Source organism: Clostridia bacterium (assembly GCA_026414765.1).
Lineage (GTDB): Bacteria > Bacillota > Clostridia > Acetivibrionales > DSM-27016 > SKW86.
This window is the reverse complement of record JAOAIJ010000039.1, coordinates 26,429-43,201: the sequence shown is the minus strand read 5'-3', so window position 1 is coordinate 43,201 and position 16,773 is coordinate 26,429. Positions and strand designations below refer to the sequence as shown.

Sequence of the window (16,773 nt, the reverse complement as noted above, 5' to 3'; positions counted from 1 at the left end):
GATGAATCTACATCCCTTTATGAAGATATTCATATAGCAATTCAATAATCTCATCCTTTGAATTTATACGAAATACTTTTTCTTTAACATAGGTTGAATTTCTCATTCCCTTAATATACCATGCAATATGCTTTCTCATTTCACATACCCCCGTATGCTCACCCTTCAAATCAACAAGCATACGCATATGTCTTATTATAGTATTGATTTTTTCGTCAGCTGTAGGCTCAGGTAAATGCTCTCCGGAATTCAAATAGTACAAAATCCTTTTAAACAGCCATGGGTTACCCTGTGCACCCCGACCTACCATGATGGCATCGCACCCTGTATACTCTAACATTCTTTTGGCATCTTCGGGAGAACCAATATCTCCGTTCCCTATTACAGGAATAGTTACACTGCTTTTCACCTGTCTGATTATATCCCAGTCAGCCTTTCCGATGTAAAACTGCTCTCTGGTCCTGCCATGAACAGCAATTGCCTTTGCACCACTCTCTTCTGCAATCCCTGCAATCTCTACTGCATTGACATTTTCATCATCCCAACCCTTCCTGATCTTAACGGTAACAGGTTTGTCAGATGCTTTTACCACAGATCTTACAATTTCAGATATAAGACGAGGCTTAAGCATAAGTGCGCTTCCTTCACCGTTCTTCGTAATCTTAGGTGTGGGACATCCCATATTTATATCAATAATAGCAGCGTCCGAGAAATTCAGTCTTTCTGCTATACCCGCCATAATAGCCGGGTCTGAACCGAATATCTGTATGCCTGCCGGCTTCTCAGCATCATCAATTTCTGTAAGCCTGAAGCTTCTCTCGTCATTATAGTGCATGCCTTTTGCACTTACCATCTCGGTGTATACCAGTCCACAGCCCTGCTCTTTACACAGGATTCTGTATGGCATATCTGTGACGCCTGCCATAGGTGCAAGAAATACATTATTGTCCAGCTCTACATTTCCGATTTTCATCCTATTCCTCCGTAAACCCACTAAATGCAAAATATTTTTACATCTGCTTCGCCAGTTATTTTACCACAGGTAACAGGATTAAATCCATAAAATTGTTATTGGGAATTCCGAAACCTTAATTCCCTACATATAAAGCAAATCCCCTGTATTACAGGGGATTCTATTTGAAAAATTTCAATTTGCCACGGAAGGATGAGGGTCTGATACGGGGAAGAAATAGAAATGTATATATTCCGTCCTCCGCCACAGGCTGTCTGTTGGTATAAACCGATATTTTAGATTTGATTACTTCATCCAATTGAACCTGATTGTATTTATTGATCCGGTCAAACTTTACAGAATACGTATATCCGCCTTTCCTCTCCTCCATCCTTACTATATGTCCTTCAAGCTTCATTTCAAACTCAGACAGCATATTATGTACAGTAAGATGCAGGTTAATCGGTGCTACAGCATCATAAGGGCTGCTTGCAGCGAATTTCAATCCACCTGCCGAGATGTCACATAATTCTATATCCCTCCATCTCATTTTATCAGTCATAACCATCGCTTTGCAAACAGCGCCGCTGCACCTCTGATACTTTCTCCTCTCGGAAAAGTAAGTCATAACATCACACTCCAATCTTTTTATTAGTGTTCCAAACAGCAACAAAACAGCTGCTTTTGGCAAATAAGATCATATTTCCGTCTGGGTTGTGGTTACAATTACAAAACATGCTGTTCTATCATGCTTATACGTATTTTGCATATGCCCGTATATTTGTTTTCGTATTTACTTTTCCCGGTAGAAACATTTTGGAAAGTCTTAGAGTCTACTAACAAAATTCTTTAGTATTTTAGGCTGATATTATTTTGACGTGTTGAAGATGTTTTGCAGTCAGACAAGATATCATAATCTAAAGCTCAGTTTATGATATTCTTATGCATCAATATGTTTTCGAGTTAAAAACATTGTATCTTCAGGATTCTCTTGGAACAAATGCTCACTTCATATGTCTGTCTATAAACTTAATGAATTGATGCAACAAATTGGTTTGTATAACTGTAATGTTATTATTTAGTACTACTTGTATAAATTGTAATTTTATTATACCATAACACCCTTCGGAAGTCGAGGGTTATATTTTTAACAAAGTGCCTTATAAAGCGGGTTTCAAGACCCACTCCTTAATGTCTGATTGACACAAAAAATGTGATAATATAAAATATATTGTAGATCAGTTTTCATTACGCATAATCCGAAATTAACCCTCTACAGCGAAAGAAATGGAGAAATACAGCTTCAGTTGCAGTTCTCCTTCATGACAGATCCTAATTACTCACAGAGTCAAACTTCCTCAGCAGACAAACTCAGATATGAATGAAAAGCACGTACTGAATATATAAACTCTTAGTTTTCAGATTTACCCATATATAACAAAAGACGAGGTTCCCTATGATAGCATATAAATTTGAAGCCGGTCAGTCTATTCAGCTTACAACCAATTCCATGTTTTATAAGAATGTATATGAAAGCACCCTATTATCCGCAAGCAATAATACTCTGGAAATCAGCACCCCATATTACAAGGGTCTCCACGTCCCCCTGAATGTAGGTTTTATTCTCAACCTGAAAATCAGTACATATCAAGGAATATGTGAGTTTACTACAGAGGTTATTGACCGTAACATAGGCAGACATTCGCTTGTGGTAAAGCTGCCTTCTGCTTTCAATAGCGAACGTACAGATAGTATAGAAAACAGGAGAATATCGGGGGAAAACTTTTGCAGGTTCATTACTATCACCAGCGGCAAAGGCGGTGTCGGGAAAACAAGCTTTATAATAAATTATGCCATAACACTGGCCAGGAAAGGAAAAAAAGTAGTTGTCCTGGATGCCGATCTTGGAATGGCTAATGTAGATGTACTTATGAAGGTGAACTCCAGGTACAATATAATTGATGTCATAGACGGCTCTAAAAGCATCCAGGAAGTAATCATAGAAGCGCCCGGAGGAATAAAGCTGGTTCCCGGCGGCAGTGGTATTCAGGATCTTGCAAACTTAACGCCGCCGCAATTTTATAGAATCACTGCAGGCTTTAGCTTTCTCGAGCAAAATTTTGATTATGTTCTTATTGATACAGGGGCAGGCCTTTCAAAAAACGTCACAAACTTCATATATGCGGCTGACGAAACAGTAATACTCACAACACCGGAGCCCCATGCAATTACAGATGCATATTCCATAATCAAGGTCATTCTCGATAAAAGCAGGGACATACATTTAAAGCTGATAATAAACAAATGTGAAACCTCACAGGAAGGTGAGGCCGTTTTAAGCAGAATAACAAGTGTAGTGCGCAATTTTCTCAACTATAATATAGTCCCATGTGGTTATATTCCTGAAAGCAAATATGTTAGCAGATCAATAAAGGAGCAGGTTCCTTTATGTATTTCATATCCTACTTGCGATATAGCACGTAGTCTTGAAACAATCGTAAATTCCGAAATAGGAAGCTCATTGAGGGATACACCTGCAAGTACTGTCACAGGTTTTGTAAATAAATTTAAGAGCTTTTTTGGAAAAAGCAGTTAGTTTACATACCGCCAATCATCCAACCGGGTATATGTACCAAGGAGAAATACTTTCTTCTCCTTTTATCTTGCCATTACCTTAAAGACGCTGTTACAACCAGGTTTTGTCCTACAAGAATCAGATCAGGATCATCGAGATAGTTGAAATCTACAAGATTCTGAACATAGGTTCCAAACTTCCTTGCTATATCAGATAGGGTATCTCCCGGCTGCACTGTATATATGATTGCTTCCGCAGGAGAATATGGAATTATCAGCTGTCTCCCGGGAAAAATCAGTTGTGGTGTAGGAATATAATTGAATTTTCTTAGGATTTCGATAGTTGTATTGAAATTCCTGGCAATCCTGAAAAGATTATCTCCAGGTTGTACAGTATAATTAAATGATCCCAGCTTCGGTACAAGTCTGGCTTGGTTATTAGTTTCCCAGTTCATATATTTTTTCCTGACTATAAACTATCCTTGTTCATTATACTGTTCTTTTCCCCTATTTGTGCTAACCTTTTATGTTGACTCCCTGATAATATTTCACATTGTACCTTGCATATTCCCCGGTTTAATGGAAAGTAAGACGGACTACGCATAAAATTAAGTTTTTCATCCATAATATTACCGACAGGAGGTAATATTATGGATGAAAAACAAGCATTTGATAAAATCAACGGTATGCTGGCAGATACGGATTATCCCGAGACAATCTCAAGTATAAGGGATATAGAAAGCTTCCTTCTGGATGACAGTAACAGGCGCTTTATAGATCAGTATGTGGCAATAGGAAGAATATATGACGATTTGCGCGGCAGACCTGATATAGACAGGTATTCAGAACCTTCGGTAATAAAGTATGAAGAAGAGTATAAAAGCACTGAATCATAACATCAGAGCTTTCTCCCTTTTAGCCTTTCCGGCGTATTTCCCTCTCTCGGACGATTTGGTGAAAAATGATATATGCTAAGCACCTATTATCTTATCTCTTAACGATTTGGTAATAGGTGTTTTTTATTCGCCAAAATAAATAAGTCAAATAATAATAGCAAAAAACAGAAAATTTTATGAAGTAATAGGTAGATTAACCTTAATTTCTTAAGAAAAACCAAGATAATCCGGCCAGACACTTCCAGAAAGGAAAGCTTCAACATTGTATACTTCCTATGATTGGAATATACTAGACAGATATAAGAATTCCTTCGTACCACAGTAATACCCAATCTTACTATATCACAAAATGATTCTATTGTCAATACGCAAAAGATTTTTTTATTAATGAAAGGGGAAAGAAGATGAGAATAGTTAATGGAGTTGAGATGCTTGAACTTTCCATGGATGTCATGGGCAAAACAAATTTTATTTATCCGGTATTAGTTTGGGATTGTGACAATGTACTACTCATAGATGCCGGATATCCTGGACAATCGCTTCACATCAAGGATGCGATGTCTAAAGCCGGTATACCTCTGAATAATCTGACCAAGATCATCATTACTCACCATGATATGGATCATATAGGAAGTATTTTGGGGATTCAGAACGAACTCGGCATAAAAGCTGAAATACTGGCACATAAAGAAGAAAAGCCGTATATACAGGGTGAGCAATGCCCTATCAAGATAGCTCAAATGGAAGCGCGATTTGAATCCCTTCCCCCTGAAGCTAAAGTACTCTGCAAGAATATGAAATCTGCATACCAGAAATATAGTTCACACGTAGACAAAACAATTGAAGATAATGAGGAGTTACCCGTCTGCGGCGGAATCAATATCATTCATACTCCCGGGCATACTCCCGGCCATATCTCCCTTTATCTTAAGCAGTTTAAAATACTTATTGCAGGTGACAGTATGTTTGCTGAAGGCGGAACACTCACCCCCGCTCCCGTATTCACCAATTCAGATAATGATATGGCTCTAAAATCATTGGAAAAGCTCACACAGTTTGATATAGAAACAGTTATCTGTTATCACGGAGGCATATTTAAAGATAATGCCAACAAGCGTATTGCAGAGTTAGCCAATAACAAGGAATAGCTCATGCAGAATTAATAGGGTACAGCAAGGGCTATATGGGGAAAAGCGGTTAGCTTGAATCTTAAGGCTTGCTAACTGGTATTAGTAGAGAAGGGCTTCAAGCCGTAAAACTTGAAACCCTTCTCTATTCTGGCGTCCCGGACAGGAATCGAACCCGCATCAATGGAACCGGAATCCATTACCTTATCCATTAGGCCACCGGGACAAAAACTTCTACCAATATATTATAGCAAAAATAAACGTATTTACAACCTCTTCGTTAAGGAAAATTTTTCATTGACAAAGAAACTTGCATATTATACCCTAAATGTGAATATATTGTTCACTATTACTCCATTATCTTCAGTCGGAAGTCTGATAATCATCAAGATTATCGTTGTAGACTTGTTACTAATATATTAATATAGCATTAGTAAAATATATACCAAACAGGAGGATTTTTTATGACAAAGCTAAACAAAGAATTCTTTTCTAACAATGAAGTTCTATTTGTAGGATTTTCGGAGAAAAACAGCAAGTATTGCATGACTATTTATCAGGCATATACGAATAACGGTATCCAGGTATATCCCCTAAATACCAAGGCAGGCGGCAGCTATGACGTAAAAGTGTATAAGAATTTCAGCGAGCTTCCAAAAATACCGGAAACCGCATATATACTACTGAGCCCGGAAAATACAAAAAAGGCAGTTAAGGCACTGGCTGAAAACGGCGTTAAGAAAATACTGTTCCATAATAAGAAAATCGCTGATGCAGATACACTCGCAGAATGCGATAAAATGGGTATAAAAACTGCTGTTGCCTGTCCTCTGATGATTTTTGGTTCAGGCTTACATAAAATTCACGGTTTCTTTGCAGGTGTGCGCTAATGAAAACATTTCCGCTTGTAAGAGCAAAATGGTCGAACGAGCATGTTATGGCCGCTCTTTTTGTGGTTTTGATCTTATATTTGTCACCATTATGGATTGATTCACCAAAGAATATTCTAAGCTTCCTGGCAGTCTTACTGTTTAGCTTGGTACTGGATGCGGTTATTAATATTGTACGCTATAAAAAACCAACATGTGCAGTTTCGGCTGCTGTTTCAGCAGCCGTTCTGCAGATTCTGGCACCGGAAGTTCCCCTTTTGGGGCAACTTTTCGGTGCGGCCGCTGCTCTCCTGATAGGAAAGCATATTTGGGGCGGAACCGGTAGAAACCCTATAAATCCCGCAATAACAGGCTTATTACTAATGAGCCTTCTATTTGATATAGGTATTGCTTCCTTTAAGCCCTCATATATTCTAATACCTGCAATACTGCTTTCATTGCCCTTTGTAAGGTTCAGACCATTTGCCGCAATAAGCTTTATGGCAGGCATGGCTACAGCTTTGCTTTTTAATCAGGAGTTAAGCATATCTGCAATTATCTCCTATGGTATATTCTTTTGGGGCTGTGTGGTAATAACAGATCCGGTTACTACTACAATGCGTCCTTTACTAGGAGCTATATCGGGTCTCGCAGCAGGATTCCTGCCTGTATACTTTTTTGGTACTACTACTGCATTAGCTGCAGGTATTCTCGGGGTAAATATTGTGTCATATGCCCTGGATAAGTTTGATAAAACCTCTAATGATTCTTTATATATACCTTTTAATATAAACAAATACATATCCTTCTCTGAAAATAAAGGACATATTCAGGATTTGGTCCGGGAGGAAGATCCTTGCCAGGATAATGTCGTCTCCGATTCGAAGGACACTATTCTTAAGCGCATCGAAGCTAATGAAGTCTTTGGTTTTGGGGGGGCAGCCTTCCCTGTATACAAGAAAATCAGGACTGTCATGGACTCAGATGCTCCTGAAAAGCACCTTATTATAAATGGCGTTGAATGTGACCCTGGATTAATACATGATAAATGGCTGTTAAGACAGTATCCGGAAGAAATATGTAAGGGTATAGAACTTGTCTGTAAATGTGAAAGCTTTGCATCTGTTACGCTTGCCGTAAAAGATGCAAAGGGCTTGCTTATGCCTGAGGATCTGAAGATACATAGGGTACCCGGTTACTATCCTGTGGGAGCAGAAGGACTTTTAATAAAAACAGTATTGGATAAAACCATACCCCATAATGAAATTCCTGCCAAATCAGGTATTCTTGTTCTCAATGTACAAACCTTGTTTTACATTTATGAAGCGGTATGCAAAAACAAGAAAGCGGATTCACGCTTTCTTACTCTTGCAGATATCAGGAATATGTCCCGGCAGATAGTGAAAGTAAGACTTGGAACAAAAATCCGCGATGTAGCCGCTTCTGTATACCCCGGTAGCGGACATGCCTTCTGTGGTGGAGGCCTGATGCAGTCAAAAAGTGTTTGTGATGAAGATATAGTTGATAAATCCGTCAATTTTATAGCAGTAGGCAACTTCCCAAACTATAAGGAATCCGTCTTATGCTCAAAATGCGGATTTTGTGTCGAAAGATGCCCCGCCGGCCTAAAGGTTAATGAAATCGCCCATCTGGTTGATGCCGGACGTTTTAAGGAAGCAAAATCACTTCACGCTGAAAAGTGTATGGGCTGTGGCAGTTGCAGTTTTGTATGTCTGGCAGGAAAAAACCTGTCTGCGCGCATGAAAACTGCAAAGGAGTATATCCATTTGAATCCTGTAACGAAAGGGCAGTAAATGTTGGAATCCGGCCTGGCAATTTTCCGTATAGTGATCTGAATAGGTAACGGGATGTAATTCATATGGAGTTACTCCCTTAAACTATCCTGACTTATTCTATTCAAGCTGCCGGAAGGCGGTTATTTTCAAGTGTAATGATTATCCTTAGCCATCTCTTAATAAAATAAATAATACATGCTATATTATTGCTTGTAAATTTTTTCATAATTTAATATAATCAGAAAAGAAGCTTTTGTGGGGTGATATGTTTTGAATTTGAAACTTATTCTGATGATAGCAGCTTCTCTGACTGCGATTATTGCAATAATACTATCTGTTGTATATATGCTGAAACCTCAACGCAGCAAAGAGCATGGCAATTTGTTGCTGAACGCAAAGAAATGTATAATGGGAAGACGTGAGCATGATCTTTATATTACCTTGAAATCAGTATTAGACACTGATAAGCATTGTCTCTTTTATGCAGTCCCATTTAAAAATATTTTTTCCACCTCACATGCAAATCCAGATCTAAAGCTGCTGAAATCCTTCAATAATATGACTGCTGATTTTGTGGTGTGCGACAAATTAAGCCTTAAGCCGCAAACAGTCATACTGCTGGATCATAGTCCCGATTCAGTTGGACTGGTAATATCCGATATTGAAATAATCAATTTGCCCCACCGTGAATTTTATACTAAAACAGAAATTCAGGCAATCCTGAGAAGACAAAAAGTACTGTCCGGTATTCTTTAATATGTGATTTATTTAATTAATACAATCAGCCAAGTATCTACAATATAGCCTAAAACATGCCATAGTATCGAGCTCCAGATGAAAACTGCCAGAAATACCATTTTCCTGAGCTGCGGCACAAACCCGTAAATGGCATTTGCCCCTCTTGATACGACTGCGCTTATCCAAAGAGGGATTATCAGTATATATATGCTAAGCAGTACTGAAGCCATGGGATTCTGTTCAAACCCCTCCCTTGAGAATATAAGGTGAAATACAGTGTTGATTGGTATAACAAGCATATTTGCACATATGTATATTTTCATCAGCTTGACCAGGTGTTCCCCAGTGTTGCTGATACTCTTTTCCTTTTTAAAATACTTGAACAAATCAAATAACGGCAGTGAAAAAAACAGGACATCAATAAGCCCTACCAATATAGTCACTACAATGGTCAATGTAATGTTGAAATATAATACAGACGGCACTTTTCCTACCAGTATTCTCTGACGACTCTCAAATAAATCAAACAATAAATCCGCAACGCCTAATAACACAATCCCCAATACCAGAGTATGACGCTTTCCTGTAAGCTTCTCGTATACTTTTTTAGGTAATAGCAAAACATCCAGAATATTCATTGTTATTTCTCCTTACATGTATAATATACTCTGGTGCAAATAAAATCAAGATTATGTAATTCCGTTTATATAAGTTCATTACTGCCCTAACATTGAAAAAGCGCCCTGGGCGTACTACAAATTATCAACAAATTTCCGGTCTGTTGAGATACCCTACGCCTGAGACGCATTCTACAATTCTATATCCATATGTGTTTCAAAACATTCTTGACACCAAAAACAATAGTAATGCAATACTGCCAACCAGTACAGCGTTGATCATCATACCGGTTGTCCTTTTATTTTTTTGGGGGGGCAGCTTTTTTTTCATATCTCTCCCGTTAATCATATCAAGCTTGTTATCCCGTATATAGTTATTTATTATCAGTTCTGCTTCCTTTAGCAAGAAGTCATTATTCTTTTTTACATTCCTGTGAGCATCATGTTTTCTCCTGCTATTCCCTGACTCGGGATCACTTTTCAGTATAAGTATGGCTTCTTCTATCAGGTTTGAATGTATGTCTTTTATAACCACGACCCTTTTTGAACTACCGCTAAACATAAACCCCTCCAACAGAAATTTAGTGCTGGTTGACTGACCAAGCCAGTCCAAAATATTCTACTAATCCTATTGGAGGTAGTTTATGATAAAATTTCAGAATTTATACATTGCCCGATTTCCAAACCTTTGCTACTACTACCATCATATCGTCTATAGGCCTTCCATCACAGTTTTCATACGCCTTATCAAGAATAGAATCAGCTATTTCCTGGGAATTTATACTTTTTATTTCCTCGATAAAGCTTGGGAGATTAGTGTCTGCATCTTCCTTACGGTTAAAGGAATCTACAACGCCGTCGCTCATCATTATTATAAAATCTCCGCTTTCGATCTTTTTATGGACCAATTCCATTTCAACATTCTCGAGAATCCCTACAGGCAGAGTAAATGATTTTATTGCCTCCACTTTCTCAGCTTTTTTTATGTAAGTCGGAACTGCACCTATTTTTACAAACTCTATCTCACCTTCGTGCAGATCTATTATTGATAAGTCTATGGTTGTAAAAGAATCATCACTGGACTTCAATACAAGTATGGAGTTAATCATCTTGATTGTCGTCTCTTTATCAAATCCCGATTCCATAAACTGCTCCAGGAGATTTATAGTGGCCCGGCTCTGTGTGGCAGCCTTCTGTCCTGTTCCCATCCCGTCGCTTATAGCTACTATGTATTTCCCTTCGCCGGTGTTCATAAAAGTATAGCTGTCTCCGGATACTGTCCCGTCATATTTTGAAACTTTTGCGACTCCCGTAGTCACTCTGTACGACTCACGTTCAACAAGCTTCAATGTGCATAGATTGTTTTTCAGCCTCTGATGACATTCGGGTTCTTCCTTAACCATCTTTCTACCGGCTATATTGGAAACTATTTTTTCTATATTGCTTATGCAATCACGCTTACCACCGCAGCCTTTATGGAAGATGCTTATTTCATATTTACCCCATTTGTTTTCTATAACGACTGCATCAGATGCTTTGATACCTGCCTTCTTAAGTTCGGATAGTATAATGTCTTCCAAATCCGCCCTGAAACGCACATTCATATTGATTTCCGCCGCCAGGTTTGAAACAACGTTTGATAAGCCTTCCAACTGCTGGGATACGAGTTCTCTGCTCTCACCTATTTTGCTCTTCCATACCATATCGACCTTGAATATCTCATAAGCGTTATTTATTGCCTTTACGAAGTCTACAACCCTCTCACACTTATTAATAAAGTATTCAGGTATATCGCTTTCATCAACTCTACCTTTGTTGTCCAGCTTCTCTATGACCTTAAACATAACCTGGTAAGTATTGTAAAAATTTCTGTCCCAACAGTGTAAACAGAGGCTGCAATCCTTACATACCTTGTCCGCAACTCTGTCTATCAGAGATGAAATATCTTGTTTTTCCGTAACAACTTTCGTCTCCGATATTTCACTGAAGGTTTTCGAAAGCTCCTTAAAGGATCTTGAGAATTTATTGAGCTTCTCTACAGTCAATTCCTTCATTCTTTCACTATAGCTTATTTTGTCCGGACTATTAACCAACTCGGTGCTAAATAAATCCATAACCTTTTCCAATAGCTTATTTGGTATTAGCATAAAAACAAATATAGACAAAACAATTTCCTTCAAAAAAATGATTACGTCTACTGATCCATTCATATAGAGGGTCAGTACTGTGTTCCCCATAACAAAGCCCAGGCACGAGCCTATCTTCCCAAGATGCCTGAAAACGCCCGCCAGGAGGCCGCATAATGCATATGATCCTATGATAAGGGGTGTAGCAGTAGAAGACATGCTGACTATCAAACCCATTGTCACACCGATGGCAGAACCTACCCCTGAACCGCATTTGTAGCTGAAAGACAGAATAAGCAGGACGCATAATACATTTTTCATACTGAAACCGAAAAGCTGGAAATCAGACAACCCCGACAGTGCAAGTGCCGTAATTATCGACAGGCTTATCAGTTCTTCATTTGACAGCACTCCATTTCTTTTTGTATCGGTTATAAATGGAAGAGCATTTCTAAAAATGAACATTAGGGAAAATACTATAAAGCCGTGAAATAAAGCTTTTAGCAAATCAAATAAAAGAAAGCCCTGAAGGTATACCATAACCATTTCGGGCAGCAGAGTACTTACAAAACCGATAACTGCGTACCTGAAATTTATTCTGGACCTGTTATGATTTTTAAAAGGTATGTTAAATGCATTAAATAAGAGCATTCCTGCAATAGTCACGTATATTTGCTCCCTTGCACCGGCAGTCAGCATACCGAATACTACAGAAACAGCAGTTATTATCCTGTTAACATTAGTACCCATGGTTGATGCATATAGAGCTGTACCAAAGGGCATTATGCTCCCTGCTATAGACGCTCTTCCAAGAAGGAAGGCTAGAGAAATAACTATTACATTCCCTTTAGTCAAAACAAGATTTAACAGACTCTTTCCTTTTTCTTTTCCATAAGCTGCCCCTAAGCCAACTAATCTTTGGTATGGTAGAATATCAGTTTTCATCTTTTGTAACCCCCTAAAAAATTTAGTGAATCCGCTCCAGAGCTAATTTTTTTCACATAGACCACCTCGTTGTGTCAACTGACTCAACCTGCAAAATTAGCCGGAGTATTTTATATAAGCCCGTATATAATGTTGTTCCGGCTTATTTTATCCGCATCACTGATTATAATTATTACCAATAAAATTATTTGTCGCTTTAGGTTTGCAGCAGGTAATTTTATTCTGACACTTATCTCCAAAACATTACCTGGGATTACATTCAAGTAATTTACCCAAACACCATTTTGAGCATGGGTTAAGTTGAAATCACCTATGCCGGAAATTAATATGTAATTTTTAGTCACAAATATTTTGTACTAAACAAAAAAAGCGCCTATGCTTAAGGCACAGGCGACTTTTTTATTTATTAACCGATTATTTCTGCTCTGTCTGCGGTTACATTATAGTTAGTTGGACTGACTGTTCCCTGTTCTGTAGTGTTATCATTAACCAGGGTTACGCAACACTCCCAAAAATCTTAAATTCCGAAAAACTCGCCCAGCAGCCGGAATCAAACCCGGTTACAGTTATGCGTACATATCTTGCAGAGTTTGCTGTAAAACCTTCTGCCTGAGTTTGGAGTGTACTTGTGTTATTTGTTCTATCCAATACCAGTGTCCAGTTTCTATCATCCTGCGATACTTCTATCTTATACTTATACACCTTTCCACTCAGTTCCCATGTAATTTCAGAGCCTGTAATATTATACAACTCACCAAGATCTGCTTTCCACCAGTGATTAAAGCTCCCATCTGCCGCACACCAGCGTGTAGATGTACTTCCGTCATTTCCTTTATATGCAGGATTTGCTGCTTCCTGACTATCTGCACTGGCTGCCTTGTTTAGAGCAACATTTATTACGGAGGATTGTTGCGTAGCTGCAACTATGGGTGCAGATTGTGCAGAGCTGTTTCCTGAAGCATCAAATGCAAGTATTGTGTATACATAAGTAGTATTTGCAGTAAGTCCGCCATCTGAATATGACGTTCCGCTCGTAACAGTGCCTATATGAGTACCGTTTCTATAAATTTTATACCCGGCTATGCCGGCATTATCTGTAGAAGAATTCCATCTCAGGTTAATCTGTGTTGAAGATACTGCTGAAGCAGTCAAGCCTGAAGGAACAGATGGCGCCTGAGTGTCTATTTCAGACGGATAAAGCTGGCTTTTCGGCACAATCTGTTTTGTCTGGCTCGGACTAGACCAATGCAGCTTGATTACAGCATCTCCACCCTTATCATAGTATTCGGTCTTTATTTCGTATTTCTGTCCAGCAGTGAGAGAAATTGTACCGGTATTTTCAGTTAAGCTGTGATCTGTCCAGTTGTCAATTACCTTTTGGCCATTAATCCACAATCTGATACCGTCATCAGAATTGGTATGGAAAGTATAGTTTTCTGTATATAGCGGTTGTATCTGCCCCGTCCATCTTACAGAAAAAGTATCTGAATTCATAGCAGAATGTGGAGCATTATTACCCCAATCAAAGTTAACACTACTGTCTACCTGTGCAACTTTAAGCTCAGTAAAGTCTATATTATTGTAATACTCGCCCTTCAGACCTGTACCATTTCCATTATTTGAGGCTGTAGTAACTATAGCAGGAGTACTTTGATTTGAAATATTTCCTGCAGCATCATAGGCCGATATTGCATATACATATGCTGTTCCTGCCATGAGCCCTGCGTCCGTATAAGTTGTACCATTAGATACAGATGCCAGATAGTTACCGTTTCTGTAAATTTTGTATCCGGCGACCCCAGTATTATCAGTTGAAGCTGTCCAGTACAAATATGCTTTATCTGTGGTAATTAAAGAAGCTGTAAGCGCTGCAGGCGCAGTAGGAGCCCGCGTATCCAATGCTGCAGGGTAAAGCTGGGTTTGCGGCACTATCTGCTTTTGCTGGCTTTTACTTGACCATGACAGTTTTATTTCAGCTTCTCCTGTATTATCATAGTATTCCAACTTCACATCATATTTCTGTCCTGCTGTGAGTGCAATCCTACCGCTGTTTTCTGTTGAACCGTGTTCTGTCCAGTTATCTATAAGCTTTTGCCCATTAACCCATAGTCTGACACCATCATCGGATTTTGTATAGAAAGTATAGTCTTCAGTAAATAGCGGCTGTATCTGCCCCGTCCACCTCACCGAGAACGTGTCGGATCCCATATTTGTGTACGGGCTGTTATTGTTCCAGTCAAAATTTATTGTATTGTCTACCCTTGAAGCTTTCAGATCCGATAAGTCCTTATTATTAAAATAATCCCCTAAAAGTCCTGTTCCACTACCGTTACTTAACGGAGTAGTAACCGCTACAGCCGAACTCTGGCTTGAATTGTTGCCTACTACGTCATATGCGCAAACAGAATAAACATAAACTGTACCTGCACTCAACCCTCTATCCCTGTATGAAGTGCCGCTGGTAACTGTAGCAATATGTGTACCGTTTCTGTATATTTTATAGCCGGTTACTCCTACATTATCTGTAGACGCACTCCAGTTCAAGTCAACTTCACTGGAAGCATGTGCAGTTGCCGTCAGAGTGGCAGGAGTAGTCGGAGCCTGGGTATCTATCCCTGTACCAAAAACCCTAAATTCATAAAAGCTTGCCCAGCAGCCTGGCTCCAGCCCAGTAACAGTAATTCTTACAAAACGAGCACTATTTGCATTGAAGCTGTCAGTCTGTGTTTGCTGTATACTTGAATTATTAGTTTTATCAACCTTTAGCGTCCAATTGTAATTATCAGAAGATACTTCAACTTTATATTTATATATCTTATTACTTTTTTCCCATATAACCTCGGTTCCAGAGATATTATAATTATTGCCCAGATCAACGGTCCACCAGTGATTGACTGAATCATCGGCTGCACACCAGCGTGTTGCTGTATTGCCATCATTTCCTTTAGCGGCAGTATTTTCTGTCTGTACACTATCACAGAGTACATTCTTGTTCAAAGCCAGATTTGATGCCTGGGGCATATTCCCATCTTCGGGTACTACCACTCTATCCACTACTACCGCCGTATTTCCGGATTTTTTATTTCTTGTACCAGTTACACGGATCTTCAAGGTATGCTGACCACTGGATAGTGTTGGACTTGTATAAAGTAGAACGTCATTTGCACTTCTTTTTGAATAAAAATCTACCTTCACTTCAGACCCGCCATCAATGGAAACTGCAGCTATACCATAGTTTGAAGCAGTTGAACCATATAATTTTATCTTTGAGCCGCTGAATCTGACATTAAAGTATGCATTTTTATTGGTTGAATAGTGAACATCATCCAGGAATGCCCCGCTCTTTAATGCATAAACCCATTTACCCCTGTAATCAAACTGATTCAGTCCTTTTCCTGTAATGTTATCGTTAATACTTGTACTGTCTTCATCGTCTATGATAACAACACTGGAATCTTCGTCTACTTCCGCATTATATCCAAGCACCTGTGCGATGAATTCAATCAATAGTATTGTATTGCCATTCTTAGAACTCTTTAATACATCACTTTTCACTTCTATACCATTAATAGTTATTGTCTTCTTATCAAGCTTCATAGCCAGGGTAATATTGCCTTTTGTTATTGTCACTGTCTTGGTCTTTGAGTTCCAGTCAACTTTTGCTCCCAATCCTTCTGTAACCGGTTTTGTCGGTAATTGTATGTTTCCATGTCTTATTATAGGCTCCTGGCTGCAGGAGTACTCTACGCCGTTTATGAAAACAATATCTGATTCATCATTATACTCATCTTTTAAGTCAAGTATTTCATCTATGATTTCATCTATCTTTTCATCAATGTCTTCATCCTCGTCTTCGTCATCCTTTTCATACTCAACATACTTTTTAAGCAAGTCTTTAAGCTTTTTTATCTCCTTAACATAGTTTGAATTTGAACTGTGCTTTGAATTGCTCTTTCCTCTTCCGTTATTGCCCTTATAGTTTTTTGCAAATGCCATATTTGTAGACATTAAAAAAACCAGGGCAATAATAATACAAATTACCTTTTTCATTACTTAACCCCCTCATAAATTTATAGTGGTGTTTCTGAAAAATTCCAAGTTGGACTAAAATTTCAACTTATTATACAGAATTG

General features: G+C 38.6%; 13 protein-coding genes, 1 tRNA gene and 2 pseudogenes. 6 read left to right on the top strand and 10 right to left on the bottom strand.

Annotation, left to right across the window (positions count from 1 at the left end; translation table 11 throughout):
* Positions 1-7: 7 nt before the first annotated feature.
* Positions 8-973 carry a tRNA dihydrouridine synthase DusB gene (gene dusB, locus N3I35_14205; GenBank protein MCX8131236.1) on the bottom strand — a complete coding sequence of 322 codons (966 nt, stop codon included), beginning with the start codon at positions 971-973 and terminating at the stop codon, positions 8-10.
* 160 nt (positions 974-1,133) lie between these two features.
* Positions 1,134-1,580: a PilZ domain-containing protein gene (locus tag N3I35_14200; protein MCX8131235.1), complete on the bottom strand. Its 447-nt coding sequence runs from the start codon at positions 1,578-1,580 to the stop codon at positions 1,134-1,136.
* 828 nt (positions 1,581-2,408) lie between these two features.
* Here N3I35_14200 and N3I35_14195 point away from each other — a divergent pair.
* A complete protein-coding gene (locus N3I35_14195) occupies positions 2,409-3,548 on the top strand; it encodes an AAA family ATPase (GenBank protein ID MCX8131234.1) in 1,140 nt (379 codons plus the stop codon).
* Between the two features lie 73 nt (positions 3,549-3,621).
* Here the strand turns inward: N3I35_14195 and N3I35_14190 are convergent, their stop codons facing one another.
* The gene (locus N3I35_14190; protein MCX8131233.1) at positions 3,622-3,981 is read right to left on the bottom strand and encodes a LysM peptidoglycan-binding domain-containing protein; all 360 of its coding nucleotides are present in this window, start codon (positions 3,979-3,981) and stop codon (positions 3,622-3,624) included.
* Positions 3,982-4,176: 195 nt separating this feature from the next.
* Here N3I35_14190 and N3I35_14185 point away from each other — a divergent pair, with 195 nt between their 5' ends.
* Together N3I35_14185 and N3I35_14180 are read left to right on the top strand one after the other, a co-directional pair.
* Positions 4,177-4,422: a hypothetical protein gene (locus tag N3I35_14185; protein MCX8131232.1), complete on the top strand. Its 246-nt coding sequence runs from the start codon at positions 4,177-4,179 to the stop codon at positions 4,420-4,422.
* Between the two features lie 404 nt (positions 4,423-4,826).
* The gene (locus N3I35_14180; GenBank protein ID MCX8131231.1) at positions 4,827-5,570 is read left to right on the top strand and encodes an MBL fold metallo-hydrolase; all 744 of its coding nucleotides are present in this window, start codon (positions 4,827-4,829) and stop codon (positions 5,568-5,570) included.
* Between the two features lie 130 nt (positions 5,571-5,700).
* On the opposite strand, the gene N3I35_14175 is transcribed toward N3I35_14180, so the two are convergent.
* Positions 5,701-5,775 (bottom strand) — tRNA-Arg (locus tag N3I35_14175).
* 238 nt (positions 5,776-6,013) lie between these two features.
* Here N3I35_14175 and N3I35_14170 point away from each other — a divergent pair.
* From N3I35_14170 to N3I35_14160, 3 genes are all read left to right on the top strand, one after another.
* A complete protein-coding gene (locus N3I35_14170; protein MCX8131230.1) occupies positions 6,014-6,439 on the top strand; it encodes a CoA-binding protein in 426 nt (141 codons plus the stop codon).
* Positions 6,439-8,232 (top strand): RnfABCDGE type electron transport complex subunit D, encoded by a 1,794-nt coding sequence (locus N3I35_14165; protein MCX8131229.1) that lies wholly within the window; start codon positions 6,439-6,441, stop codon positions 8,230-8,232. The genes N3I35_14170 and N3I35_14165 overlap by 1 nt, the downstream gene beginning before the upstream one ends.
* A 252-nt stretch (positions 8,233-8,484) precedes the next feature.
* Positions 8,485-8,970 (top strand): DUF2726 domain-containing protein, encoded by a 486-nt coding sequence (locus N3I35_14160; GenBank protein ID MCX8131228.1) that lies wholly within the window; start codon positions 8,485-8,487, stop codon positions 8,968-8,970.
* A gap of 8 nt (positions 8,971-8,978) precedes the next feature.
* On the opposite strand, the gene N3I35_14155 is transcribed toward N3I35_14160, so the two are convergent.
* From N3I35_14155 to N3I35_14130, 6 genes and pseudogenes are all read right to left on the bottom strand, one after another.
* The gene (locus N3I35_14155) at positions 8,979-9,590 is read right to left on the bottom strand and encodes a hypothetical protein (protein MCX8131227.1); all 612 of its coding nucleotides are present in this window, start codon (positions 9,588-9,590) and stop codon (positions 8,979-8,981) included.
* Between the two features lie 196 nt (positions 9,591-9,786).
* Positions 9,787-10,131 carry a hypothetical protein gene (locus tag N3I35_14150; protein ID MCX8131226.1) on the bottom strand — a complete coding sequence of 115 codons (345 nt, stop codon included), beginning with the start codon at positions 10,129-10,131 and terminating at the stop codon, positions 9,787-9,789.
* A 100-nt stretch (positions 10,132-10,231) separates the two neighbouring features.
* Positions 10,232-12,640 (bottom strand): stage II sporulation protein E, encoded by a 2,409-nt coding sequence (gene spoIIE / locus N3I35_14145; protein ID MCX8131225.1) that lies wholly within the window; start codon positions 12,638-12,640, stop codon positions 10,232-10,234.
* Positions 12,641-13,135: 495 nt separating this feature from the next.
* The gene (locus N3I35_14140) at positions 13,136-14,239 is read right to left on the bottom strand and encodes a PA14 domain-containing protein (protein MCX8131224.1); all 1,104 of its coding nucleotides are present in this window, start codon (positions 14,237-14,239) and stop codon (positions 13,136-13,138) included.
* A 27-nt stretch (positions 14,240-14,266) separates the two neighbouring features.
* A pseudogene (locus N3I35_14135) lies at positions 14,267-14,536 on the bottom strand (fibronectin type III domain-containing protein).
* A gap of 36 nt (positions 14,537-14,572) precedes the next feature.
* Positions 14,573-16,636, bottom strand: a pseudogene (locus N3I35_14130) (PA14 domain-containing protein).
* Between the last annotated feature and the right edge of the window lie 137 nt (positions 16,637-16,773).

Bases quoted from the DNA above. Each gene is read 5' to 3' on its own strand.
- spoIIE (MCX8131225.1), bottom strand. From the start codon at position 12,640: ATGAAAACTGATATTCTACCATACCAAAGATTAGTTGGCTTAGGGGCA.
- N3I35_14200 (MCX8131235.1), bottom strand. From the start codon at position 1,580: ATGACTTACTTTTCCGAGAGGAGAAAGTATCAGAGGTGCAGCGGCGCT.
- N3I35_14195 (MCX8131234.1), top strand. From the start codon at position 2,409: ATGATAGCATATAAATTTGAAGCCGGTCAGTCTATTCAGCTTACAACC.
- N3I35_14170 (MCX8131230.1), top strand. From the start codon at position 6,014: ATGACAAAGCTAAACAAAGAATTCTTTTCTAACAATGAAGTTCTATTT.
- N3I35_14165 (MCX8131229.1), top strand. From the start codon at position 6,439: ATGAAAACATTTCCGCTTGTAAGAGCAAAATGGTCGAACGAGCATGTT.
- N3I35_14155 (MCX8131227.1), bottom strand. From the start codon at position 9,590: ATGAATATTCTGGATGTTTTGCTATTACCTAAAAAAGTATACGAGAAG.
- N3I35_14150 (MCX8131226.1), bottom strand. From the start codon at position 10,131: ATGTTTAGCGGTAGTTCAAAAAGGGTCGTGGTTATAAAAGACATACAT.
- dusB (MCX8131236.1), bottom strand. From the start codon at position 973: ATGAAAATCGGAAATGTAGAGCTGGACAATAATGTATTTCTTGCACCT.
- N3I35_14185 (MCX8131232.1), top strand. From the start codon at position 4,177: ATGGATGAAAAACAAGCATTTGATAAAATCAACGGTATGCTGGCAGAT.
- N3I35_14180 (MCX8131231.1), top strand. From the start codon at position 4,827: ATGAGAATAGTTAATGGAGTTGAGATGCTTGAACTTTCCATGGATGTC.
- N3I35_14190 (MCX8131233.1), bottom strand. From the start codon at position 3,981: ATGAACTGGGAAACTAATAACCAAGCCAGACTTGTACCGAAGCTGGGA.